A 23,188-nucleotide genomic window follows, 5' to 3' on the forward strand; every position below is an offset into this window, starting at 1 on the left:
CTACTCCGCCGCGCGATAGCCCATGCCGCGAACGGTCCGGATGAGCTGTGGGCTTGCGGGGTCGTCCTCGATCTTGTCGCGCAGGCGGCGAATGTAGACCGAGAGGGTGTTCTCCTCGACGTAGGCACCGGAGTCCTCCCACAGCGCCTCGCGCATCATATCGCGTGTCACGATGCTGCCGGCCTTGCTTGCAAAGAGCAGCAGCAGGCGATACTCGACGGCCGAGAGGTCCAGTTCGCGGCCGTCTTTGGTCGCGCGGGCGCGGGAGGGGTCGACCGTGACGTTACCCAGGTGGAGGACACGCTCGGCGGGTCGCATGCGCCTGAGCACGGTGCGGATGCGCGCAAGCAGCTCGCGCGGTCGGAACGGCTTGGCGATGTAGTCATCAGCACCCATCGAGAGGCCCGCGACGGTGTTGAACTCGTCGTCCGAGGCAGTGAGGAAGATCACGGGCAGCTGCGGGCGAGCCTCCTTGAGCGCCCCGCACACGGCAAACCCGTTGCCCTGCTCGAGCGTGACGTCGAGGAGCACGAGGTCAAAGGACTTGTTGGCGCGTATGCCCAGCTCGATGGCGCTATGCTGGCTGGGGGTCGCCTCAACGTCGTAGCCCTCGGAGCGCAAGAGTTCCGTGAGCGTGCGGACGATGTCCGCGTTGTCTTCGACGAGCAGTATGCGCATTGGTGCCTCCCCGGTTGTGCGGTGCTGTTGTGATGCGCGTGCGGCGTTCGTGGCGCGCGTTGCGGCGTGCGCACGGACGTCACCACACCACACTTACCACACCGAGAACGGCGCGTCCTGTGCGGAAACGCAGACGGTCAGGTGACCGTCGGGCGTGCGGGCCTCAGTGAAGGTCTCGTTTGCTGCTTCGGCGCCCACGGCGGCGGCAAGCGCGCGCACGGCCACGCTGGGCCGGTTGTTCTCGTGCGAGAGATGCATGCCCACGATGACCTCGGTCTCTTTGGTTACGAGGTCGGGGAGGGCGTTGGCCGCCTGGGCATTCGAAAGATGCCCGCGCCGACCGTGGATGCGTTGCTTGAGGTAGCCGGGGTAGGGACCCGTGGCGAGCATGCGTTCGTCGTGGTTGGCCTCGAGCGCAAGCACACGGCAGCCCGTGAGCGCCTGGCCGGCCTCGTCGGTGAGCACGCCGGTGTCGGTGCAGTAGCCCAGTGCGTCCGCCACCTCGCCGTTCTCGTCTATCGACGCGAAACGGAAGCCAACCGGGTCTGCGACGTCATGGCTGGTGGGGAAGACATTTACGAGCATGCCGCCCAGCTCGAGCGAATCCATGCGGCTGATGACCTCGAACGGGAGTTGCGACAGGCGTTCTCGCGCGGCGACGGTGCCAGCCGTTGCGTAGAGCGGGCCGCCGAAGTGGTTGGCGAAGACCGGTAGGCCAGCGATGTGGTCCGTGTGTTCGTGCGTGAGCAGGATCGCGCGGATGTTGTCCACGTTGACGCCCAGCTCACGGGCGCGTGCGAGCAGCGCGCGTCGAGTGATGCCGTCGTCGACGAGCACGGAGCCCGCGGGGCCTTCGATAACAGCGGCGTTGCCCTTCGAGCCCGAGGCTAGGACGTGCAGGTGGATCTGTGGGGTCATGCGGCGGTTCCTCTCGGCTGTGGTCGATGCGCAACGGACAGCGTAGCAGCCCCGCACGACAGTATTTCCGAGCGGGCCGTGGCTTCACGTGCGCACCAAACCGGTGCCATCCCGTGTTGCCGGGTGGCTCCGGTGCCGGGGGGCTCCGAGTCCGGCCCGCCTCCCCTCTACCCTCTAGAAAGTGAACACGAATTCAATCGAGATGCTTATGGGATTCTCGCCAACTGGGCATTTCTCGGCTCTCGCCTTTCGGTATTGAATTCGTGTTCACTTTTGAGGGACATAGAAGGGCCCACGGCGGTGGGATTCGGCGATGGGCTTCGGCACACAGGGACTCGTGGCCATTGGGTTTCTGCTGCCGAAGGACCTGCTGTCGGTGGGTCTGCCATAGCATGCGCAGCCTGCCTCGGCCTGCCTGCTAGACCAGGTTACACACGCAGTGTCGTAACAACCTGCTCGTCAAACGTAATGTCGTAGTCCTCAATCGTCACGTCAGGTTCGGCAAACCGAGCGAGCTCCCGGCTCAGCTCTCTTCCGCGCCTGCCGGGCAAAAGAGACCAAATGAGTCGTTGCCGCTCCTTGGCAAGCCGTGGCCTTCTCAGCGCGCGTCTTTGCTTCGAGAAGTCTCGCTGATTCGTGTGCTCGAGAAGTGACATGGCCTGCAGCATTACGTGGTCGATGCCGCCGCGTTTGTAGAAGTCCTCTTTGGTGACGGGCAAAATCGAAAGCCCCTGCACTAGCAGGTCGCGGTCGCGTCGCTTGTCGGCCACGACCGACGCACGCATGGAAGCGAACGACGTATTGTCGAGAAAATCTGCGCCAGACGTTGTCGTGGCGTCTTCCCTGAAGTGGGGACTGCCATCATAGTTGAAACCAACGCTGGAACCCCTCACAAGGGAGTCCGGGACTCGGCTTGCCTTGTCTACAAGCGAGAGGAGTTCCCCTCTTGCGACAAACCTAGGGTTAAGCTGCAGTTCACCGAGTTCATAGCCAAGTTGGTGGAGAGGCATGCGAGCAAGGCCATTGAAGAGGGCCTCCTGAGGAGACCACGCCTCATCCATGAGCCACTCGGCTACCATGCTGCTCTGTTCAAGTCCGGCGAGGTCGCGTGCCTGGGAGATGTACGACCTGATTTTATCAGCGGTTGTTACTGGTTTGATGCCATAAACCGTTCTGCCATCCCGCGGGTCGCAGGCGTCGCGCGAGAACCGCCCGCACAACTCCAGGCCTACCAGCAGCTGGACGGCGGGAGACATGATGGTGCCCATCTCAATAAAGAGCAGTTCGGGACAGGGGATTCGGACACCATCGACCAACTCGACTGTCGAGTCTTTTGGCAGTCCGCGCACGTACACGGTGTTCCGCGCCGTTCGCGAGCGAATGCGCGCGCCTGGCCGCGGCACCATCACCTGGGCCTTGCCGCGCACGTCGGAGAGCCTCACCCCCACGGATGCCAGGCACGCGTCGATGCGCCGCCGCGTCCAGTACTTGTGCGGGCCGACCACGGAGGTCTCAAGGCCCTTTCGGTCCGTCGTGAGCACACGGCCCGAACTTCGCCATGCGCGCAGGACATGCAGGGCGGTGAGCTTGTTGAACGTGATCCTCATGCTGGTTCCCCACGAATAGCGAGCGATTGGCGCCTATAAATTGTCGCGCAGCGGTACGAGCGCATGCCGAGAGGGTACGCCATCCGGGCCTTGGGGAAGTGAACACGATTTCAATTGGCTTTCCCGATGCAACAAGAAAGCCCTGTTGTGTGGCGTGAGCAGAGATGCGCGATTGAAAACGTGCGCACTTCTCGGCGTCAGATTAAAGGGGGTACGTGGCTGCTCCAATTGCTGGTTTTGGCGCGGAATGACGTCATGAATGCGCCGCGGGGAGCCAAGATGCCGAAAGCCGTCAGAAAAACATGGCGTCCAGACGCTGCTGGGGTGCCCTGTCGAGCGATTTCTCGCCGCCGGTGACGCTTGCGAGGGCGTCGAGAAATAGCATCGTTTCTTCACATCTAAGGGATTTTGGTGCCCTGCACAATGGGGTGGCTTCTCAAGCGCACGAGGTCTTGCTCGGGGCGCCCGAGCGCGGGTCCCGGTCCGGGAAAAGTGAACACGAATCCAATCCGAGGAAGTTGCTGGCGAGAAAACCGCAGTTGCCGAGAAGCCCCTAGTGGCCGCGATTGAAAACGTGTTCACTTTTCTGGGTGGGCTACGCCGCTGGAGCGTTTGGGCGGCCCCGGTGGTCCGGCCGGGATGGGCACCGGGCGCTGCGGGTAAAATCGTGCCCGTGCAACCGTGCCGCGCACACGAAGGGAGGAAGCCGCACATGCCAAGCGTTGCTCGCAGATACGGCTCGAAAGGTCCCGGCCGCAACCTCAGCTACAGCACCGATGACGCCCTGCGTGCCCCTGTCGTCCTCATGGTCTCCGGCGGTGCGGACTCCACCGCCCTTCTGGTGCTGGCGGCGACCTCCGCACTTGACATCGAAGACGGCCGCGGCCACGCACACATCGCCCGCGAGCGCCTCCACGTGCTCCACGTCAACCACCGCCTGCGCGGCATCGACGCCGATGAGGACGAGGAGTTCGTCCGCGACCTCGCCGCGCGCTACGGCATCCCCTGCACCATCCGTCGCGTAGACGTTGCCGCGCTGGCCGCTGCCTCCCCGGATGGCAACATCGAAAACGCCGGCCGAGAGGTGCGCTACAGCGAGGCCACCCGTCTGGCCAACGAGCTGTCGGCCAAGGTGGGCACGCCCCGCTCGGCCGCCCGCATCCTTACGGCTCACACGGCCAACGACCGAGCCGAGACCTTTGTGATGAACGCCATCCGCGGTACCGGCGCCTCGGGCCTCTCGTCCATTCCGCGCCGTCGCAACCGCGTGGTGCGCCCGCTGCTCGACCGCACCCACGACGAGCTCTGCGAGTTCTTGCGCATGCGCGGCATCGTGTGGCGTGAGGATGACACCAACGCCGATACCCGCTACCTGCGCGCATATGTGCGCCACGAAGTCATGCCGGTTCTCGAGCAGAGAAACCCGCGCGTCGTGGCAAGCATTTCGACCACCTGCGACATCCTCTCGGACGAGGACGCCTATCTCACGGCTGTCGCCGCACGCACCCTGCGCGATCTGACGCGACGCACCGGAGAGGGGACCCTTGCCCTGGACGCGGCACGTCTTGCTGCCTGCGAGGTGGCCATTGCCCGCCGTGTGGCACGCTCGGCAATCCTCACGGTGTGCCCCGAGGCCCGTCTTGAAGCGCGCCATATCGCACAGGTGTTGGCCCTTGTCGCCGCGGGTACTGGCTCTGCGTCCATCCCCATGGGCGCCGACGCCCGTGTGGAGTACGGCCTGCTCTTCCTGCGCGCTCACGCACCGGAAGCTCACGACTTTGCCGGCTGGCTCGAGGTCCCCGGCGAGCTGGTGCTGGGAGGCTCGCGTCCCGGCCGTGTGCCCGCACGGCTCACGGCGCGCCTCCTTCTGGCCCCGGCCGGCGCGGGCATACCCGAGCTTGCCCTCTCGCACGGCCGCGAGTGGGCAGGGACGTCGGTCCTTCTCGACGCTTCTGCCTGCGGCGTTGATGCCAGCCTGGGCGGCCGGCTCTGGGTCGACTCGCCGCACGCGGGAGACGTCCTCTGCCCTTTGGGCATGCATGGCCAGTCGAAGAAGGTCTCCGACCTGCTCAACGAGGTCCACGTCCCCACGGTCGAGCGCCCGCTCGTGCCCATTGTGCGCACCTCGCCAACCGGGCCGGTGGTGTGGGTTGCGGGAATCAGGGCCGACGAGCGCATGCGTTGCACGCCACGCACCTCACACTTGCTAGAATTAAGTCTCCGAACAGCATAGGTGGCGCATGGGCCGAGAAGCGCGACCGGCTCCCGCCAGGAAGTGGAGGATCGCAATGGCAGAGATGCATCCGGACGTGGAGAGCGTCGTCCTGAGCGAGGAGGACATTCACCGAATCATGTCCCGCATGGGAAGCCAGATCTCTGAGGACTACGTGGGCAAGAACCCCCTCATCGTGGCCGTCCTGCGTGGTGCCTTCATCTTTACCGCAGACCTCATGCGCGCAATCACCGTGCCTTGCTCGGTCGATTTCATGGCCGTGAGCAGCTACGGGGACGGCGTCAAGAGCTCCGGCGTGGTGCGCATCGTGAAAGACCTCGATACCAAGGTCGAGGGACGTCACGTGATTGTGGCCGAGGACATCCTCGACTCCGGTCTCACCCTGTCCTACCTGGTGAAGCTCCTGCAGTCGAGAAGGCCCGCCTCCATCGAGATTGCGGCCTTCTCGGTAAAGGACATCCCCAACCACACGCCGGCCGTCACCCCACGCTACGTGGGTGCGCACGTGCCCGACGCCTTTGTGGTGGGCTACGGCCTCGACTACGCCGAGCGCTACCGCAACCTGCCCTACGTGGGCATCCTCAAGCCCGAGGTCTACTCGAAGTAACACTCCAGGAAGCTACCGCAAGGAGACGTTTTCGTGTCAGAGAAAAATCCGTTCGACAAGCTCCCAACTCCGGGGGGTGATAGCCGCGGCCCGCAGAACCAGCGCAACTTCACTGTTGCGCTGCTCATCATTGCGGCAATCGTGGCTTATCTCGCCTTCTCTGCGGGCACAAACCCGCCTGCCTCCTCGGATGCCACGATCACGCTGGCAACCAACGAGTTTGTGACCGCGGTCAAGGAAGACCGCGTGAACTCGGTGACCTTTAAGATCTCGGACGGAAGCGTTTCGGGTGACTACTGGCAGAACAAGGACGACAGGGGCGACGGGTCCAAGCTCCGCAAGTTCAAGAGCTACTACGTGGGTGCGGATTCCTTGGACGAGCTTATGGCCAAGCACTCGGAGACCGCGTTCACCATCGACACCTCGGACAGCAGCGTGTGGAATACCATCCTGTTCTCGGTGGTGCCCATGCTGCTCCTTGTGGGGGTCTTCATCTACTACATGCGCCGCATGAACGAGCAAAACGGCCGCACGATGGACTTCGCCAAGACCAAGGCGCAGACCACCGAGGAGGAGCGGCCCAAGGTCAAGTTCTCCGACGTTGCCGGTATCGACGAGGCCGTGGAGGAGCTCAAGGAGGTCCGCGACTTCCTGCGCGAGTCGGAGCGCTACCAGAAGATGGGCGCCAAGATTCCGCATGGCGTGCTCCTGGTGGGACCCCCGGGCACGGGCAAGACGCTGCTGGCCAAGGCCGTGGCTGGCGAGGCGGGTGTTCCGTTCTTCTCGATATCTGGCTCCGACTTTGTCGAGATGTTCGTGGGCGTGGGCGCAAGCCGTGTGCGCGACCTCTTCAAGCAGGCCAAGGCCGCCGCGCCCTGCATCGTCTTCATCGACGAGATCGACGCCGTCGGGCGTCAGCGCGGCACAGGCTTGGGCGGCGGTCACGACGAGCGCGAGCAGACCCTTAACCAGCTGCTGGTGGAGATGGACGGCTTCGAGGACAACTCGGCTGTCATTCTCGTTGCTGCGACCAACCGCCCGGACGTCCTTGACCCGGCGCTGCTGCGCCCTGGCCGCTTTGACCGCCGCGTGACCGTCGACCGCCCCGACGTCAAGGGCCGCGAGAAGATCCTGCGCGTTCATGCCCGCAACAAGCCGTTCGACGAGAACGTCGACTTTGCGGCCATCGCCAAGATCACGCCCGGCTTCACGGGCGCGGACCTCTCCAACCTCATGAACGAGTCTGCCCTTCTTGCCGCGCGCAGGCACAAGGAGCGTATCGGCCAGGAAGAGGTCGAGGAGGCCATGGAGCGTGTTATCGCTGGTCCCGAGCGCAAGAGTCGCGTGATTACCGAGAGGGAGCGCCGCGTGATCGCGTTCCACGAGAGCGGACACGCGCTTGTCGGCCACGTGCTCGAGAACTCGGACCCGGTGCACAAGATCTCGATTGTGAGCCGCGGGCAGGCGCTGGGCTACACGCTGCAGATGCCCGAGGAGGACCACTTCCTCGAGACGCGCGACGGCATGCTGGACCAGATCGCGGTGCTGCTCGCCGGCCGTACCGCCGAGGAGCTCTTCTGCGGGGACATCACCACCGGTGCGAGCAACGACCTCGAGCGTGCCACCAAGCTGGCCCGCGAGATGGTCACGCGCTACGGTATGAGTGAGGAGCTCGGCGCGCAGGTCTTCGGCGAGGCGCAGCACGAGGTCTTCTTGGGTCGTGACTACGCTCAGCACAATGATTACGCGGCTGAGACGGCCAAGCGCATCGACGACGAGGTCGAACGCATCATGCGCGAGGCGCACGCCCGCGCCTGCGAGGTCCTCGAGGCGAGGCGCGTCCAGATGGGGACCATGGCCGAGGTCCTGCTCCAGCGCGAGACGGTCGAGGGCGACGCGGTAAACGCACTGCTCGACGGCACGTGGGACCAGTACCTGGCCGAGCACCCCGAGGAAGCCGAGAAGTCCGCAGCCAACGCCGCCGAGACGCCGAGCGCCGCCGAGTCCGTGGACGACGCTGCGCCCGAAGCCGCGCCCGCAGGCGACGCCCCCACACAAGAGTCCACCGAGAGGAGCTCCCATGTCGATTAACGAGCTGAGCTACGCCTATGGGGCGTCGAAGTCGTCCATTCGCGAGATTGCCGCCTACGGCGCCGCGCGGAAGGCGCAGGTTGGTGCCGAGAACGTCTTTGACTTCAGCCTGGGCAACCCTTCGATTCCTGCACCGGATGCGGTCCGCGAGTCCATCGAGCGCTCGCTCCGGCTCCCGCCCACGCAGCTGCACAGCTACACCCCGGCCTCTGGCTTGCCCTTTGTCCGAGAGAAGCTGGCCGCGTCGCTCTGCCGCCGCTTCGGCGAGAACGCCGCAACCGCCGGCGACCTCTACCTTACCTGCGGTGCGGCGGCGTCGCTCTCCATCAGCTTCCATGCGGTGGTAAACCCCGGTGACGAGGTCATCGTGATAGCCCCGTACTTCCCCGAGTACCGCGTCTGGATCGAGACCGCAGGTGCCGCCTGCGTCGAGGTCATGGCAGACGCGGAGACGTTCCAGATCGATACCGAGGCCGTGCGCGCAGCCGTCACGTCGCGCACGAAGGCTGTCGTGATCAACTCGCCCAACAACCCCGTGGGTTCGGTCTACTCGGCGCAGAACCTCGCCGCGCTGGCAGACGTCCTGTGCGAGCGCGAGGACGCCTTGGGCACTGCCATCTACCTCGTTGCCGACGAGCCCTACCGCGAGATCTCCTACGGCGTGGAGGTGCCGTGGGTTCCGGCCGTCTACGACCGCACGCTGGTGTGCTACTCGTACTCCAAGAGCCTCTCGCTTCCCGGCGAGCGTATAGGTTGGGTGCTGGTGCCGCCCACCAACCCCGACCACGACCGCCTGATTCCCGCTGTCGCGGGTGCGGGTCGCTCGCTGGGCTTTGTCTGTGCTCCCGCGCTCTTCCAGCGTGTGGTTGCCGATTGCTGCGACGTGCCCTCGGATGTCGAGGCCTACGCGCGCAACCGCGAGGCGCTCACGCGCGGCCTCTCCGGGCTGGGCTACCGCTACATCGAGCCGCAGGGTGCCTTCTACCTGTGGGTAAAGGCGCTGGAACCCGACGCCAACGCCTTCTTCGAGCGCGCAAAGTCCCTCGAGCTTCTGCCCGTCCCGTCCGACAGCTTTGGCTGCACGGGCTGGGTGCGCATTGGCTACTGCGTGAGCCACGAGACCATCGTGAACTCGATGCCTGCGTGGGAAAAGCTCGCCGAGAGCTATCGCTAGGGGGCTGGGTTCGTGGAGCGTACCTGCGGAGACTGCATCTTCTTTGGGGAGCGCATAGGCATTGTGCGCACGCGTAACGTGTGCGAGCTACCCGGCGGGAGGCTTCGCGCGGTCGAGAAGACCGAGGCTGCCTGTGGCTCTTTCCAAGTCTCTCCGAGGGCGTCGTTTGGGTTGGGATGTGCCGCGGGCGTGGGCGAGAGAGGCGCCGTCGCTCCGGCCGCGGCGGCGCTTGGCCTGCAGTGCACCCCCGGGCGCCAAGTCCTCTGCGACACGCACTGCCACACGCTCTTCTCGCGCCATGCGTACTCTACGCTCGAGGAGGACGTGCGCGCTGCGGCCGCGCAGGGCATGGAGCTCCTCGGCGTCACAGACCACTACTCCAGCATGCTGTACGCCGAACAGACCGTCCAGAACTGGCAGTACTTCCTCAACCTGTGGGCATGGCCGCGCAGGTGGCATGGGGTGCGTCTCCTGCGCGGATGCGAGGCAGACATCGTGGACCTCGATGGGAACATCTTTGGGCACGACATCTTCTTCGAGAACGAGATTTCCGGCGGCAAGCACCGCCGTCCCTACAACCTCAAGAAGATGGCGTTCAAGCAGTGCGACTACGTGATAGCAAGCGTCCATGGCAAGGGGTTCACCAAGGATGCCTCTCGCGAGCAGATCACACGGATGTACCTGCGCGTTCTGGAGGACCCCAAGGTCCTGATCCTTGGCCACGTTGGTCGCACCGGGCTCGACTTTGATATGGACACGGTGCTTGGTGCCGCCAAGGAGCGCGGAAAGCTCATCGAGGTCAACGAGTCGAGCCTCATTGCCCAGAAGCGCGCGGGTTCCTACGACCGCTGCCGCGAGATTGTCTCGCGCTGCGCCGAGCTGGGCGTGAGCATCTCGTTTGGGTCCGATGCCCACGTGGCTTCTCTGGTGGGCCATCATGAGGCGGTGGATGCCCTGCTCGACGAGGTGCACTTCCCCCAGGAGCTTGTGGCCTGCCGTGATGCCGACACGTTTGTGGGTGTTGTCGAGTCTGTCATCGGTCCCATGGCCGAGTAGGGTCGAGCCGTGCGGCACTTTAGTACTTGTGCTTGTCATCCTGGGTGGTACCGAGCCACAGGGCTTGCCGTAACCGCACGGTGCACGCGTCCTCCAAACGGGGTAAAGTTAGCCCAAATAGACTAATTAACCCAATCGGTCGCGGGGTACCAGCCCGCCGCACCCACGGACCCATGAGGAGAGACATGACGCTCAACAGGCTCGAGATTGGCAAGGACGCGGTCGTAAGCTCGGTGGACTGCGAGGAGAAGTCACTGCGCCAGCACATCTTTGATATGGGTCTCACTCCCGGTACTGAGGTCACCATGGTCAAGTACGCACCCATGGGCGACCCACTCGAGATTCGCCTGCGTGGCTACGAGCTTACAATTCGCGCCGCGGACGCCGCCCAGATATCGCTCGAGAACGTCCACAACGAGCACGAGAAGGTCCGCCTGCAGGTGCCCTCGGGTGTCACAAGGCATCCGGCCATTGGCGAGAGCAAGCTGCGCCCCCGCGCGGCGGGTGGTGTCGTGCCTGCGGGCCAGCCCCTCTCGTTTGCCCTTGCCGGCAACCAGAACAGCGGCAAGACCACACTCTTCAACCAGCTTACGGGCTCCAACCAGCACGTGGGTAACTTCCCCGGCGTCACGGTGGACCGCAAGGACGGCCAGATGCGCAGCCACCCCGAGGCCACGGTCACCGACCTGCCGGGCATCTATTCGCTCTCGCCCTATACGGGCGAGGAGGTCGTGAGCCGCCAGTTCATCATCGACGCCAAGCCCGATGCGATCATCGACATCGTCGACGCCACCAACATCGAGCGTAACCTGTACCTCACCACGCAGCTCATGGAGCTGGACGTCCCCATGGTCGTCGCCCTTAACATGATGGACGAGGTCACGAAGAATGGCGGGTCGGTCGATGTCAACGGCCTGGAGTCCTTTCTGGGCGTGCCAGTGGTGCCCATCTCGGCCGCAAAGGACGAGGGCGTGGACGAGCTTGTGGAGCACGCCATCCACGTGGCTCGCTATCGCGAGCGTCCCGGCCGCATCGACTTTTGCCGCGCGGACGGACCCGACGGTGGCGCCGTGCACCGCTGCATCCACGGTATCGGCGAGCTTATTGCCGACCACGCCAAGCGCGCGGGCCTGCCCGGCCGCTATGCCGCAACCAAGCTCATCGAGGGCGACGAGCTGGTCATCAATGCCCTCGGCCTCGAGAAGAACGAGCTCGACGCCGTCGAGCACATCATCTCCCAGATGGAGGAGGAGTCTGGCTCCGACCGCCTTGCCGCCCTTGCCGACATGCGCTTCTCGTTCATCGAGGCCATATGCGCCCGTTGCGTCAAGAAGCCACAAGAGAGCCGCGAGCACGAGCGCTCGATGCGCATCGATCGCGTGCTCACCGGGCACTTTACGGCCATCCCGTGCTTTCTCGGCATCATGGCCGTGGTCTTTTGGCTCACCTTCGACCTTGTGGGTGGCAACCTCTCGAACCTCATGGCCATGGGGGTGGAGGCAGCCTCCGGAGCAATTGACGCCGCGCTCACCGCTTCAGACGTTAATCCGGTGGTTCACTCGCTGGTCATCGACGGTATCCTAGCCGGTGTAGGAACGGTTATCTCGTTTTTGCCCATCATCGTGACGCTGTTCATCCTGCTCTCCATACTTGAGGACTCCGGCTACATGGCCCGTGTGGCATTTGTGATGGACAAGCTGCTGAGAAAGATTGGCCTTTCGGGTCGGAGCTTTGTCCCCATGCTGGTGGGCTTTGGCTGCTCGGTGCCGGCCATCATGGCAACGCGCACGCTGCCGTCGGAGCACGACCGCAAGATGACCATCATGCTCACGCCGTTCATGAGCTGCTCGGCCAAGCTTCCCGTCTACACGCTGCTGTGCGCCGCGTTCTTCGCTAAGGAGGCGCCGCTCGTGATGGTGTCGCTCTACGTGATTGGCATGGTCGTGGGCGTGCTGGTGGCGCTGGTCCTGAAGCACACGGCGTTCAGGGGCGAGCCGGTGCCCTTTGTGATGGAGCTGCCGAACTGCCGCATGCCCAGCGCGGGCACCACGATGCGGCTGGCGTGGGACAAGGCCAAAGACTTTCTCACCAGGGCGTTTACGATCATCTTTCTGGCGAGCGTGGCCATCTGGTTCCTGCAGACCTTCGACGTGCGCCTCGACATGGTGTCTGACCAGTCGCAGAGCCTGCTTGCCATCATGGGCTCGGCCATCTCGCCTGTCTTTGCGCCCCTGGGCTTTGTCGATTGGCGCGCCTCGACGGCCCTCGTGACCGGGTTTGCCGCCAAGGAATCCGTCGTGGCTACGCTCACCGTGCTCGTGGGCGACACGCCCGCCGCGCTGGGTGCAGTCTTCACCCCGTTCACAGCCTTCGTGTTTCTGGTGTTTGTGCTGCTCTACACGCCGTGCGTGGCGGCGATCACCGCTGTGCGCAACGAACTCAACAGCCGATACGCGCTTGGCATCGTGCTGCTCCAGTGCGGTGTGGCCTGGGTGGTCGCGTTTATTGTACACGCCGTAGGGATGCTGTTCGGGTTGGCATAGGTGCGGTCCCCTCGCGCGACTACAGCTCCAGTTCCAGCTCGACCGGGCAGTGGTCGGAGCCGTACACGTCATCGAGAATCGCCGTGCCGGTCACCTTGGGCATGAGTTGCGGAGAAACCAGGAAGTAGTCGATGCGCCAGCCGATGCCCCGCTCGCGGGCGCGCATACGGTAGCTCCACCAGCTGTACGCCCCGCCAAGGTCGGGATGGCGCTCGCGGAACGTGTCCACCAGGCCGCTCTCCAGCAACCTGGTGAAGCTCTCGCGCTCCTCGTCCGAGAAGCCTGCGCTCTCGTGGTTGTCATCCGGGCGGGCAAGATCGATCTCCTCGTGCGCCACATTGAAATCGCCGCAGGTCACAATCGGCTTTTCGCAGGCAAGCCCAGCTAGGAAGTCGCGGTAGCGCTCGTCCCACACCATGCGCTCGTCCAAGCGCGTAAGACCTGCCCTCGAGTTGGGCGTGTACACGTCGACGAACCAGAAGCCGGGAAACTCGAGCGCGCATATGCGGCCCTCGTTGTCAGCGACGGACGAGCCGATCGTGCGTACGACCTGCAGCGGCTCCTCTCGCGTAAACACGGCCGTGCCAGAGTAGCCCTTGCGCTCGGCGCAGCTCCAGTACTGGTGGTAGCCAGGAAGGTCGAGCTCCACCTGCCCCTCCTGTAGTTTGGTCTCCTGCAGGGCAAAGACGTCGGCGTTCAGCATGTCAAAAATCTGGGTGAAACTCGGCTCCTTTTTGAGGACGGCACGCAGTCCGTTTACGTTCCACGAAATAAAGCGCAGGCTGCGGGTGGTGTCTGCCATGATGCGCCCCTCTCCTTGAAATGCACGGCGCTCCGGTCGCGCGGGTTGCCTGGTAGTCGTAATTGCTTCTCAGAGCGTAGCACATATGGAGGCCAGGCAACGTTCGCCTAGATTGTGCTATACTGTATAGCAACATAGAGCGAGGAGGTGGCACATGCCAAACGCTCCGGCATCCGTGCAGGTAAATGTTCGTATGGACAAGGCGCTGAGAGACGCTGGCGATGCCGGTCTTGCCGCTATGGGTGTGAGTCCAACCCAGGCCGTGCGTGCCGTATGGCGGCTTGCGGCGGCAGGTCCGGCGGGCATCGATGCCCTTGAGCGGCTCTTCGCTGCGGACGTACCGGCTTCTGGGGCAGATGCAAGCTCTGACGAGAACCCCCTCCGTCAGGGATGGGATCTCTTCTCGGCCGCATGCGATCGCCTGGGTCTCGATGCGAGCGCTGCCGAGAGGGACGCTGCCTCCGTCCCGGGCGGCTCGGACGCGGAGCTGCTCGAGCGCGAGCTTCTCGCGCGCTTTGGGGGCGGGCATCGATGAGCGTAACGCCACATGCGCTGCTGCTGGACACCAACGTCTGGCTCGACAACTACCTGCCATTTAGGGTGGGCCATGACGCGGCCACGCATCTGCTCGAATATGCGCAGAAGTCTGATGTCCGTCTGCTTTACGCCATGGGTTCTTGCCAGGGCCTTGCCTACGCCCTGCGGGCAAGCGCAAAGGAGGAGTTCAGACGCCTAGGCAGGCAGGTGGACCAGCAGGTGGCAGTGGTGGCCAGGGACTTCTCGCTGGACTGCCTAGCCAACCTGCGGGTTATTGCCACTGCGGTGGGAGCGGACGAGTCCGATCTCTGGCTCGCCGAGCGCTACCTGCGCGTACATCACGACGTCGAGGACTGCCTGGTCATGGCAGCGGCAGCCCGTTCGAAGGCGGACTGGCTGGTGACCTCGGACGAGGCGCTGCTCCGTCATGCCCCCATACCCGCACTGTGTCCGTCAGACCTGCTCGCCCTGGTCGGCGCGGAGGGCGCCTAAGGCCGCTTGTGCGGACGGACCCGCAGTGCCGGCGGATCACGCTCTGCGCCAACGAGCCACGCTACCCGTGGAGCCATTCCATCATGCGCGGGAAGTCCCTCTCGGCCTGCTCGTAACCCATGGCGTAGGACTCCTCGAGCTTGGGCCTGTCGATGGTGGTGGAGCGCACGGGCATCACGTCGGGCCGGAAGACCCACGCACGACCCTCCCGCTCCAAGCTATCCAGGTGGCCCATCGCGTCGTTGTAGCGCTCCCAGCGCGTGGCGAGCGCGGCCTCCACTGCCTCGTTGCCGCGGGAGACGGCATGATAGATTCTCAGGTCTCGGCCCGTTGGTGCCGTCTTGCGGTAGCCCGCCGGCCTCGTGCACACCACAACCAGCCGACCAAAGCCTGCGTCCTCGGCCATGTGCGTGGGGAGCCCCGCGCCCTCGCCCAGGCCACCGTCGTACATCACGTGGCCGTCAACCTTGATGGGCTTCATGATGCCAGGAAGCGTCGAGCTGGCGCGAATATGCTCCATCATGGGGATGGTGGCACCCATGACAGCCTTGTCCCAGACAACGGTTTTGCCGGTGTCCGCCTCGAAGCCCTGGATTGCCAGGCGTGCGGGGTTTGCTGCGAAGGTGGCAAAGTCGAAGGGCATGTAGCCGTCGAGCGCCGCACCCACGTAGTCATAGTCGGCATTGAAGTAGCCATGCCCCGTGAGGAGCGAGCGCATGCCGCCTGCCTGGGGGCGCTGGTCTGCCAAGGCGGTAAAGGCGTTACGAACGCGTGCCTGGTCGCGACTCAGGTAGTCGGCGGTGTGGCTCGCGCCCGCCGAGATGCCGCAGACAAAGTCGAAGTACACGCCATTCTCGAGCAGGACGTTGGCGAAGCCCGCCGTGTAGCTTGCGCGGTAGCCACCTCCCTCGAAGCACAGCGCACAATCGAAGACGTTGCTCTCAAGCTCCATGGAAGCCCCCTGCCTGGCGCATGTGCCTCGTATCCCGCGTGGCCGACATTGAAATTATATGTCCCCTGGTGAAGCAAGTACTTCGAGGCAAATTTTGACCACCTAAAGTTATGAAAGGCTAACACGGGCCCATAAAAGTGTTAGCCTTTCCTTACTGATAGATACCAGACGGTGGGGGACTTCATGGACGACTTCCTCAGGGTGCGCGATCTTCGGAAGGGCTACGGGGAAGGGGGTGCCCGCATCGAGGTTCTCGAGGGGATTGACATCGACATTGGTGCCGGCGAGCTGTGCGCGCTGCTCGGCCCGTCCGGCTCGGGCAAGTCCACCTTCCTCAACCTGGTGGGCGGGCTCGAGCAGCCGGACGGCGGCACGATAGAGGTCGGCGGTACGAGTCTCACCGAGCTCTCGGGCCGCGGCCTCGACGAGTACCGGCGCGACTCACTCGGCTTCGTCTTCCAGTTCTACAACCTCGTGGAAGACCTCACGATCCGGGAGAACATCGAGGTCTGCGCCTACCTGGCGGGAGACCCGCTCGACGTGGACGACCTCCTGTGCTCGCTCGGCCTCTGGGAGCAGCGCGACAAGTTCCCCGCGCAGGTCTCCGGCGGCCAGCAGCAGCGCTGCTCCATCGGGCGCGCACTCGTGAAGAAGCCGCGCCTTCTGCTCTGCGACGAGCCCACGGGCGCCCTGGACTACGAGACGTCCAAGGAGATACTCGCCCTCATCGAGCGGGTCTGCCGCGACCACGGGTGCACGACCATCATCGTGACCCACAACAACGCCATCGGCCAAATGGCGACGCGACGGCTCAGGCTGCGCGAGGGGGCGCTCGTCGAGAACGAGGTCAATGCCAATCCCGTCCCCGCCTCAGAGCTCGAGTGGTAGGGGGCCGCGATGCACAACCCCCTGCACAAGCGCTACGCCCGCCAGCTCGTCCACGATGCGGGCCGCTACATTGGCATCTTCGCCCTGCTGGTGGTCACGATATCCGTGACCTCGGGGTTTCTCGCCACCATCTCGTCCATCCAGAGGATTCTCGCCGAGCAGCAGGCATCGAGTGCCATCGAGGACGCGCGTGTCGAGACCTCTGAGCCGATTGACGACGACGCAAGGCGAGCGGCCGAGGACCTTGGCGCGACGCTCTACGACAACTGGAGCCGTGACGCCAGCTCCACGGTAGACGGGACGGAAGCGACCATCCGCACCTATCGCAATCGCACGAGCGTGGACATCCCGAGCTACTTCTCCGGGCGTGCGCCCGAGGCCGATGATGAGATAGCCCTCGACGATACGTTCTGCTCGTACCACGGCCTCTCGGTGGGGGACTCCATCGACCTGGACGGGAAGTCCTTCGTCATCTGCGGCATCATGGTCCTGCCGGACTACAACACGCTCTTGCGCTCGAACTCCGACTTCGTGATGGACGTCCAAGCCTTCTCCGTGGCCCTGGCGAGCGACGAGGGATTCGAGAGGCTCTCGGGCCTCTCGACGGCGTACACCTACTCCCTCGCCTTCGATGACAGCGCGCTCTCCCTCTCGGGGCGCGTCGAGAGGGAGACGGACGTCGCCAAGGCGCTTGACGAGCATGGAGCCACGGTCACCAACCTGCTGGACCGCGAGCAGAACCAGTGCATGAGCTACCTTGCGGCCGACGTGGATCGCGACAGCTCCATGTACATGGTCCTCCTCTACGTGCTCGTAGCCATCATGGCGTTCATCTTCGTCGTTCTCACCAACGCGACGGTCGAGCAGGAGTCCTCGGTCATCGGCACGCTGCGGGCGTCTGGATGGCGCAGGGGCGAGATTGTCCGCCACTACCTGTTCCTGCCGGCCTTCGCCGGGCTTGTCGGTGTCGTGGTTGGCAACGTCTTGGGATACACCGTGGTTTCGGAGGTTGCGCAGGGTCTCTACTATGACTCCTACAGCCTCCCGCCCTTCCATGCGACGTTCGATGTCGAGACGTTCCTGCTCACCTCGGTCCTTCCGTACGCCCTGCTTGTGGGCATCACACTCGTCGGGCTGGCGCGCAAGCTCGGTGCGACTCCGCTTGCGTTCCTGCGCCACGAGGTCACTCGCGGGAAGAGGCGCCACAACCTGCGCCTGCCGGAACGGCTTGGCTATGTGGCGCGCTTCCGTCTGCGCTTTCTTGTGCGGAACGCCTCGACCTTCGTCACGCTGTTCGTCGGAGTTCTTGCAGGCAGCTTCCTTGTGCTGTTCTCGCTGGACACACTGCCCACGTTCAAGGACTACGCCGACCGCATGGCCAACCTGATGCCCGCCGAACACGTCTACGTCTTGAAGGCGCCCTACGAGTTGGAGATGACCGACCACCAGCAGGAGCTGCGCGACCAGCTCGCGCGACTCGTGGGCATCGACTGCGGTGCCGAGGCGCTGGGGGAAGCAAGCGAGGGGTTGCGCGAGGGGGCTGGCACGCTCGGGGACGGCGTGGACTCGGCGGCCAGTGGGGCAAGCCAGCTTGCTGACGGGGCGAGTGAGCTTGCGGGCGGAGCGGATGCCCTGGCCTCGGGGTCGCAGACATACTCGGACGGTCTCGCCTCCGCCGCTTCGGGGCAGAGGTCCGCGGCAGATGCCGTTGACCTTGACGCGCTTCAGGCTGCCTACCAAAGCTCGCTCGAGGCCTATGTTGCGGCCTGCCTTGCGGCCTACCAGGGCCACCTGTCCTCGGGCGGGGATCCGTCGCTGGTCACCGCCCATATTTCGCAGGATCCCGATGTTCTTGAGGCCCAGCAGGCACTTGCCGCGAGTCTCACCTCGCTGCTCCAGGCAGCGGGCGAGAAGGGCGGCTGCCTTGGCGCGGCAACCGCACTCGAGCAGGCACGGACGAGCTACCAGCAGCTCCTGGATGGCACAAGTAGCCTGGCAGAAGGCGTGGATGCGCTCTCATCGGGGGCGGGCACGCTCAGCTCTGGCATGGGCGAGTTCGAGGACGGCTACGCGAGGCTCTCGGGCGGAATCGAGGACTACTCGACGGGCGTCGACGAGCTTCTCGACGCCGCCAGCGAGCTGGGGCTCTCGGACATGGCCGAGGACCTCGTCTCGGACATCCATCCCGTAGCCGAGGAGGGGACCTTCTCCCAGGAGACCATCGGTCAGGCGGAGAAGGTCTGCGTCGCCTCGCTGGAGGCCGCGCGCAAGACGGGCAAGGGGGAGGAGGACGTCTCGGTCTATGGCATCCAGGAAGGCTCACGCTACTGGGATGGTCTTGATGTCTCGGACGGTCGCGTCCTGGTTGGCTGCGGTCTTCTCGACAAGTGCGGACTCCAGGTTGGTGACACCATCGTGCTCTACGACAAGTTTTCCGACAAGAGCTACGCCTTCACGATTGACGCGGCGACGGGGGACAGCGCAGACCTGAACGTATACATGGCTCGCGACACCTTCCAGGAGGCGTTTGGCTATGCCGATGACTGGTTTAACGCCTATGCGAGCAATGAGGAGCTCGCCATCGACCCCGACTACCTCTCGTCGGACATTACGCCACAGGACATGCGGGACCTTGCAAACCAGATGATCGACACGTTCTCGGATACGGTGCAGCTCATCCTCGTGGCTGCTGCGCTCGTCTTCTTTGTCGTGATGTACCTGCTCACAAAGACCGTCCTCGACCACAGCGCTCGGTCCATCTCGCTCATGAAGGTGTTCGGGTACCGCAACCGCGAGGTCCGAAGGCTCTATCTCTCCTCGGTCACGCTGGCCGTCGCCATTTCGCTTGTCGTGGGGTTGCCCCTGGCAATGTGGGGCGTCAGCGCGACCTTCGAGGCGATGATGCTCTCCTACCCGGGCAACTTCGTCGTCACCTACACACCGCAGGTTATCGTGGAGGGCCTTGCCATAGGCTTCGCCACCTACGTTGTCGTCGCGCTGCTCCATATGCGCCGCATCAGGCGGGTCCCGCTTTCGCTTGCCCTCAAGGCGCAGGAGTAGGGCACGCGTGAAACGTTGGGGGCAACCGGCGTCAGTCGGCTGCCCCATCTCTTGCGCTCGTCGCGTGGCCTATGCACCAAACAGGAACTCGCGCCACCTTGGCAGCTCGGCGATGCCCTGCTCGTGCCCAAGCAGGAAGGCATGCTCAAGCTCTTTGACGTCGCGGGTGGTATTTGTGACGGGCATCTCGCGTGGCCTCACCACGAGTGCCCTGCCAGACTCCTCGAGCTCCTCCAGGCGCAGAAGCTCCTCGTTGTAGCGCTCGGGCCGCGTGAGCATGGCATTTCTCGCGTAAGGGAAGTCCTTCATCATGCGGATGACGGCGCGACGCCTCATGGTCGAGAGTTCCTGTTTGCGGTAGCCCGCAGGTCGAGAGGTGATCACGAAGAGCCGCTCGACGCCGTCATCCTCGGCAATGTGGTTGGGAAGGCCCGCGCCCGCGCCCAAAGACCCGTCAATCATGAGCTGACCATCCACCTCGATGGGCTCCACGATGCCTGGCATAGCCGAGCTTGCCCGCACGCAAGTCATGAGATCCTCGGGCGTCTGCATGTGGTCGCGTCCCCATACAACGGTGCGCCCGGTGTCGCGCTGGAACGCCTGGATGCGCACGCGCGCCGGGTTGGCCTGGAAGGCCTCCCAGTCAAAGGGCGTCGAGTCGTCTTCGATGCAGCCCAGGTAATCGTAGCTGGCGTTGAAAAGGCCACGCCTGTTGAGAAGCGTCTTCACACCGCCTGCCTGGAGGTTTGCGGCAGAGTCGACGAAGGAGCGCTTGGTGCGCGCCATGTCGCGTGAGACGTAGTTCGTAGCGATGACCGACCCCGCGGAGATGCCGCAGACGTAGTCAAAGTAGATGCCTTGCTCGAGCAGGACGTTTACCAGGCCCGAGACGTAGCTTGCGCGCATGGCGCCGCCCTCAATGACCAGGGCGCAGCTGTGCACGTTGTTCTCGAGTGGTGCAACGGGGGCCGGCTGGGTCTGCGGTGTCGCCGGGGCCTGCGAGTCCTCTGGGCTCTCCTCGCTCGCCGTCCCCCTGGTCTCTTCGGACGCGCTCTCGGGTTGGGTGGCGTTGGGCTTCTCGTCCATGTGCTCGGTCATGTCGTCCTTGCGCTGGGACTGGTCGGTCATGGAAACCACTCCTCTCGGTGCTAGCATCGGAATAGTTCTTTTACCCATTCGTCGAGGGGGTGCGCCATGTCTGGTGCGAAGGTGGTCTCGGACGCGCCTGAAGCGGCACGAGAGCTTGCCGAGAGAGTCGGGTGCGCCAAGAGTGTGGTTTTCTTTGGCGGGGCGGGCGTCTCGACGGCCAGCGGCATTCCGGACTTTCGGAGCGAGGATGGCCTGTATCACCAAAAGTTCAAATATCCGCCCGAGGAGATGCTGAGTCACGAGTTCTATCTCACCCACGCGGAGGAGTTCTTCGACTTCTACCGCACGCGGATGATTGCCCTTGGGGCCAAGCCCAATCAGGCCCACCACAAGCTGGCAGAGCTCGAACGCGAAGGCAAGCTCGCTGCCGTTGTGACGCAGAACATCGATGGGCTGCACCAGGCGGCGGGCTCGAAGCGCGTCTTTGAGCTGCATGGCTCGGTGCATCGCAACATATGCCAGCGCTGCGGACACGTGTACCCGGCGGAGTGGATTATGGGCACGACCGGCATTCCGCACTGCGAGAAGTGCGGCGGGCGCATCAAGCCAGACGTCGTGCTCTATGGGGAATCGCTGGACGAGAAGACCTTGGCTGGCGCGGCGGAAGCCATCCAGTCCTGCGACATGCTCATCATCGGCGGGACTTCGCTCGTGGTCTACCCGGCGGCAGGTCTCGTGCGGTACTTCCAGGGCGATGACCTCGTGATTGTCAACAGGCTGCCCACGCCGCAGGACAGCGCCGCCGACCTCGTGTGCGCCTGTGACATCGCGAAGGCGTTCGCCTTCTAGCCGCCGGCACGTTCGGGTCGTACGGCGGGACGCTCGGTTGCGTCTGGGCGGCTCGACCGCTAGGTTCCAAGGGCACACGCTACAATGTTCAGAATCCGGGGCGGGCACATGCCGTCCCCCGCCGCGCCTGCGCGTGGCACCGTCAACGGGAGGTCGATGTCTGTGCTCCGAGAGAACTACGCAACCTGGCTCGTCGGCTCGCACGAGCTCTCGCTCGCGCGCCCCCGCATCATGGGCATCCTCGAAGTGATGCCGGAGGCCTTCCCGGATGGCAAGGGTGGCGTTGACACCAAAGCCGCTGCCAAGCGTGGCCTTGAGATGCTCGACGAGGGCGCAGACATCATCGACGTGTGTGCCGTGCCCGTGGCGCCCGGCCGGGAGCCCCTTGCCTCCAACGAGGAGGCCGAGCGCGTGGTGCCTGTGATCCGTGCCCTGGTTGCCGAGGGCGCGATTGTCTCGGTGAACACGTCCCACCCGGACGTTGCCAAGATGTGCGTGCGCCTTGGGGCCTCCATCGTGAACGACGCCGCCGGCTTTACCAACCCCAAAATGGTCGAGGTCGCTGCCGATACGGGCTGTGGTTGCGTGGTCATGCACTGGGAGCATGAGGGGCTTGGCTCCCACACGCCCAGGCGAGAGGTTCTTCTTGACGACTCCCGCCCTACGCGCTCGCCGGCAGCGCGCCCCATGACTTCTCAGCACCGCTTCACGCTGCCTGACGAGGCACCCATCATGCGCCAGGTGATGGGCTTTCTCGGTGACCAGGCACGCACCCTCATGCAGGCCGGCGTTGCGCACAATCGCATCTGTCTCGATCCCGGGGCGGGCTTCGACAAGTATGCCGATGAGGACGTGGTCATCCAGCGCGCCACGCGCTCCATGGCTTCGATGGGATATCCGCTGCTGGCGGCCGTCTCGCGTAGGGGCTTCGTGGGTGCTGTCGCGGGCGTGGGTACGGCGGGCGAGGCGGACCCCGCTGCGTATGGCGCATGCATCTCCTCGATCCAAAACGGCGCCCGCATCCTGCGCGTTCACAACGTCGCTGGCACAGCGCAGGCCGTGAACGCCTTCTGGGCCGTCTCGCACAAGGACTCTCGCCAAGGTTTCGTGGCGCTTGGCTCCAACGTGGGCGACCGCCTCGCCAACATCACGCGCGCCGTCCAGATGATTGACGACATCCCGCTTACCTGTGTGGTCTCGGTGAGCCACGCGTACGAGACGGAGCCTGCCTACGGCATTGTGACGCCGGTTGCCGACGCCGTAGCCGAGATTCGCACCGAGCTTCACCCCCTGGTGCTCCTGGGACAGCTGCTTGCCGTGGAGGATGCGCTGGGTCGAGAGCGTGACCCCGGACAGGCTGGCCACGGTCCGCGCACCATCGACTGCGACCTGGCATGGGTTGAGGACGAGGCCCACGCGGGCAGACGCCTTACGCTGCCCCACCCGGGTCTTGGCGAGCGCGACTTTGTGCTGGTGCCCATGGAGGACCTCATGCACGACCCCGTGCGCTTCCTGCGGCACTCCGGCGTGAACGTGGTCGACCCGGATGATCGTGTTGGCCACGTCATGGCCGACCTCGGAGAGATCGTATGGGAGTAGCTGCTGAGTGGGC

Annotated in this window: 18 protein-coding genes; 12 read left to right on the forward strand and 6 right to left on the reverse strand. The window is 64.5% G+C overall.

Annotation, left to right across the window (positions count from 1 at the left end; all coding sequences use genetic code 11):
- From E0E00_RS05940 to E0E00_RS05950, 3 genes are all read right to left on the reverse strand, one after another.
- Positions 1–678: a response regulator transcription factor gene (locus E0E00_RS05940; RefSeq protein WP_130811572.1), complete on the reverse strand. Its 678-nt coding sequence runs from the start codon at positions 676–678 to the stop codon at positions 1–3.
- Positions 679–771: 93 nt separating this feature from the next.
- The gene (locus E0E00_RS05945; RefSeq protein WP_130811573.1) at positions 772–1,596 is read right to left on the reverse strand and encodes an MBL fold metallo-hydrolase; all 825 of its coding nucleotides are present in this window, start codon (positions 1,594–1,596) and stop codon (positions 772–774) included.
- Between the two features lie 428 nt (positions 1,597–2,024).
- Positions 2,025–3,203, reverse strand: coding sequence for a hypothetical protein (locus E0E00_RS05950; RefSeq protein ID WP_130811574.1), 1,179 nt, complete (start codon positions 3,201–3,203; stop codon positions 2,025–2,027).
- Positions 3,204–3,915: 712 nt separating this feature from the next.
- On the opposite strand from E0E00_RS05950, the gene tilS reads away from it, so the two are divergent.
- From tilS to feoB, 6 genes are all read left to right on the forward strand, one after another.
- Entirely contained in the window at positions 3,916–5,436 is a 1,521-nt protein-coding gene (gene tilS, locus E0E00_RS05955) for a tRNA lysidine(34) synthetase TilS (RefSeq protein ID WP_130811575.1), read from the forward strand.
- A 55-nt stretch (positions 5,437–5,491) separates the two neighbouring features.
- Positions 5,492–6,043 carry a hypoxanthine phosphoribosyltransferase gene (gene hpt, locus E0E00_RS05960; RefSeq protein ID WP_130811576.1) on the forward strand — a complete coding sequence of 184 codons (552 nt, stop codon included), beginning with the start codon at positions 5,492–5,494 and terminating at the stop codon, positions 6,041–6,043.
- A 33-nt stretch (positions 6,044–6,076) separates the two neighbouring features.
- On the forward strand, positions 6,077–8,134 hold the full coding sequence (ftsH, locus tag E0E00_RS05965) for an ATP-dependent zinc metalloprotease FtsH (RefSeq protein ID WP_130811577.1): 2,058 nt from the start codon (positions 6,077–6,079) through the stop codon (positions 8,132–8,134).
- The gene (locus E0E00_RS05970) at positions 8,124–9,308 is read left to right on the forward strand and encodes a pyridoxal phosphate-dependent aminotransferase (RefSeq protein ID WP_130811578.1); all 1,185 of its coding nucleotides are present in this window, start codon (positions 8,124–8,126) and stop codon (positions 9,306–9,308) included. The genes ftsH and E0E00_RS05970 overlap by 11 nt, the downstream gene beginning before the upstream one ends.
- Positions 9,309–9,320: 12 nt before the next feature.
- Positions 9,321–10,364 (forward strand): phosphatase, encoded by a 1,044-nt coding sequence (locus E0E00_RS05975; RefSeq protein WP_242622140.1) that lies wholly within the window; start codon positions 9,321–9,323, stop codon positions 10,362–10,364.
- A 185-nt stretch (positions 10,365–10,549) separates the two neighbouring features.
- A complete protein-coding gene (gene feoB, locus E0E00_RS05980; RefSeq protein WP_130811579.1) occupies positions 10,550–12,907 on the forward strand; it encodes a ferrous iron transport protein B in 2,358 nt (785 codons plus the stop codon).
- 19 nt (positions 12,908–12,926) lie between these two features.
- On the opposite strand, the gene E0E00_RS05985 is transcribed toward feoB, so the two are convergent.
- A complete protein-coding gene (locus E0E00_RS05985) occupies positions 12,927–13,709 on the reverse strand; it encodes an exodeoxyribonuclease III (protein WP_130811580.1) in 783 nt (260 codons plus the stop codon).
- A 154-nt stretch (positions 13,710–13,863) separates the two neighbouring features.
- On the opposite strand from E0E00_RS05985, the gene E0E00_RS14335 reads away from it, so the two are divergent.
- Together E0E00_RS14335 and E0E00_RS05990 are read left to right on the forward strand one after the other, a co-directional pair.
- Positions 13,864–14,244, forward strand: a complete 381-nt coding sequence (locus tag E0E00_RS14335) for a hypothetical protein (RefSeq protein WP_165443571.1) — start codon at positions 13,864–13,866, stop codon at positions 14,242–14,244.
- Positions 14,241–14,738, forward strand: a complete 498-nt coding sequence (locus E0E00_RS05990) for a PIN domain-containing protein (protein WP_165443572.1) — start codon at positions 14,241–14,243, stop codon at positions 14,736–14,738. The genes E0E00_RS14335 and E0E00_RS05990 overlap by 4 nt, the downstream gene beginning before the upstream one ends.
- Before the next feature lie 61 nt (positions 14,739–14,799).
- Here the strand turns inward: E0E00_RS05990 and E0E00_RS05995 are convergent, their stop codons facing one another.
- Complete coding sequence (locus tag E0E00_RS05995) at positions 14,800–15,690, reverse strand: patatin family protein (RefSeq protein ID WP_130811582.1); 891 nt, start codon at positions 15,688–15,690, stop codon at positions 14,800–14,802.
- Positions 15,691–15,873: 183 nt separating this feature from the next.
- Here E0E00_RS05995 and E0E00_RS06000 point away from each other — a divergent pair, with 183 nt between their 5' ends.
- Together E0E00_RS06000 and E0E00_RS06005 are read left to right on the forward strand one after the other, a co-directional pair.
- The gene (locus E0E00_RS06000) at positions 15,874–16,578 is read left to right on the forward strand and encodes an ABC transporter ATP-binding protein (protein WP_130811583.1); all 705 of its coding nucleotides are present in this window, start codon (positions 15,874–15,876) and stop codon (positions 16,576–16,578) included.
- Positions 16,579–16,587: 9 nt separating this feature from the next.
- Positions 16,588–19,638: an ABC transporter permease gene (locus E0E00_RS06005; protein WP_130811584.1), complete on the forward strand. Its 3,051-nt coding sequence runs from the start codon at positions 16,588–16,590 to the stop codon at positions 19,636–19,638.
- Positions 19,639–19,707: 69 nt separating this feature from the next.
- Here E0E00_RS06005 and E0E00_RS06010 read toward each other — a convergent pair whose 3' ends face one another.
- Positions 19,708–20,766, reverse strand: coding sequence for a patatin family protein (locus E0E00_RS06010; RefSeq protein WP_242622141.1), 1,059 nt, complete (start codon positions 20,764–20,766; stop codon positions 19,708–19,710).
- Positions 20,767–20,832: 66 nt separating this feature from the next.
- On the opposite strand from E0E00_RS06010, the gene E0E00_RS06015 reads away from it, so the two are divergent.
- On the forward strand, positions 20,833–21,576 hold the full coding sequence (locus tag E0E00_RS06015) for an NAD-dependent protein deacylase (protein ID WP_130811585.1): 744 nt from the start codon (positions 20,833–20,835) through the stop codon (positions 21,574–21,576).
- A gap of 162 nt (positions 21,577–21,738) precedes the next feature.
- Entirely contained in the window at positions 21,739–23,175 is a 1,437-nt protein-coding gene (gene folK / locus E0E00_RS06020; protein ID WP_130811693.1) for a 2-amino-4-hydroxy-6-hydroxymethyldihydropteridine diphosphokinase, read from the forward strand.
- Positions 23,176–23,188: the final 13 nt, after the last annotated feature.

The organism is Olsenella sp. Marseille-P4559 (genome assembly GCF_900605015.1).
GTDB lineage: Bacteria > Actinomycetota > Coriobacteriia > Coriobacteriales > Atopobiaceae > Tractidigestivibacter.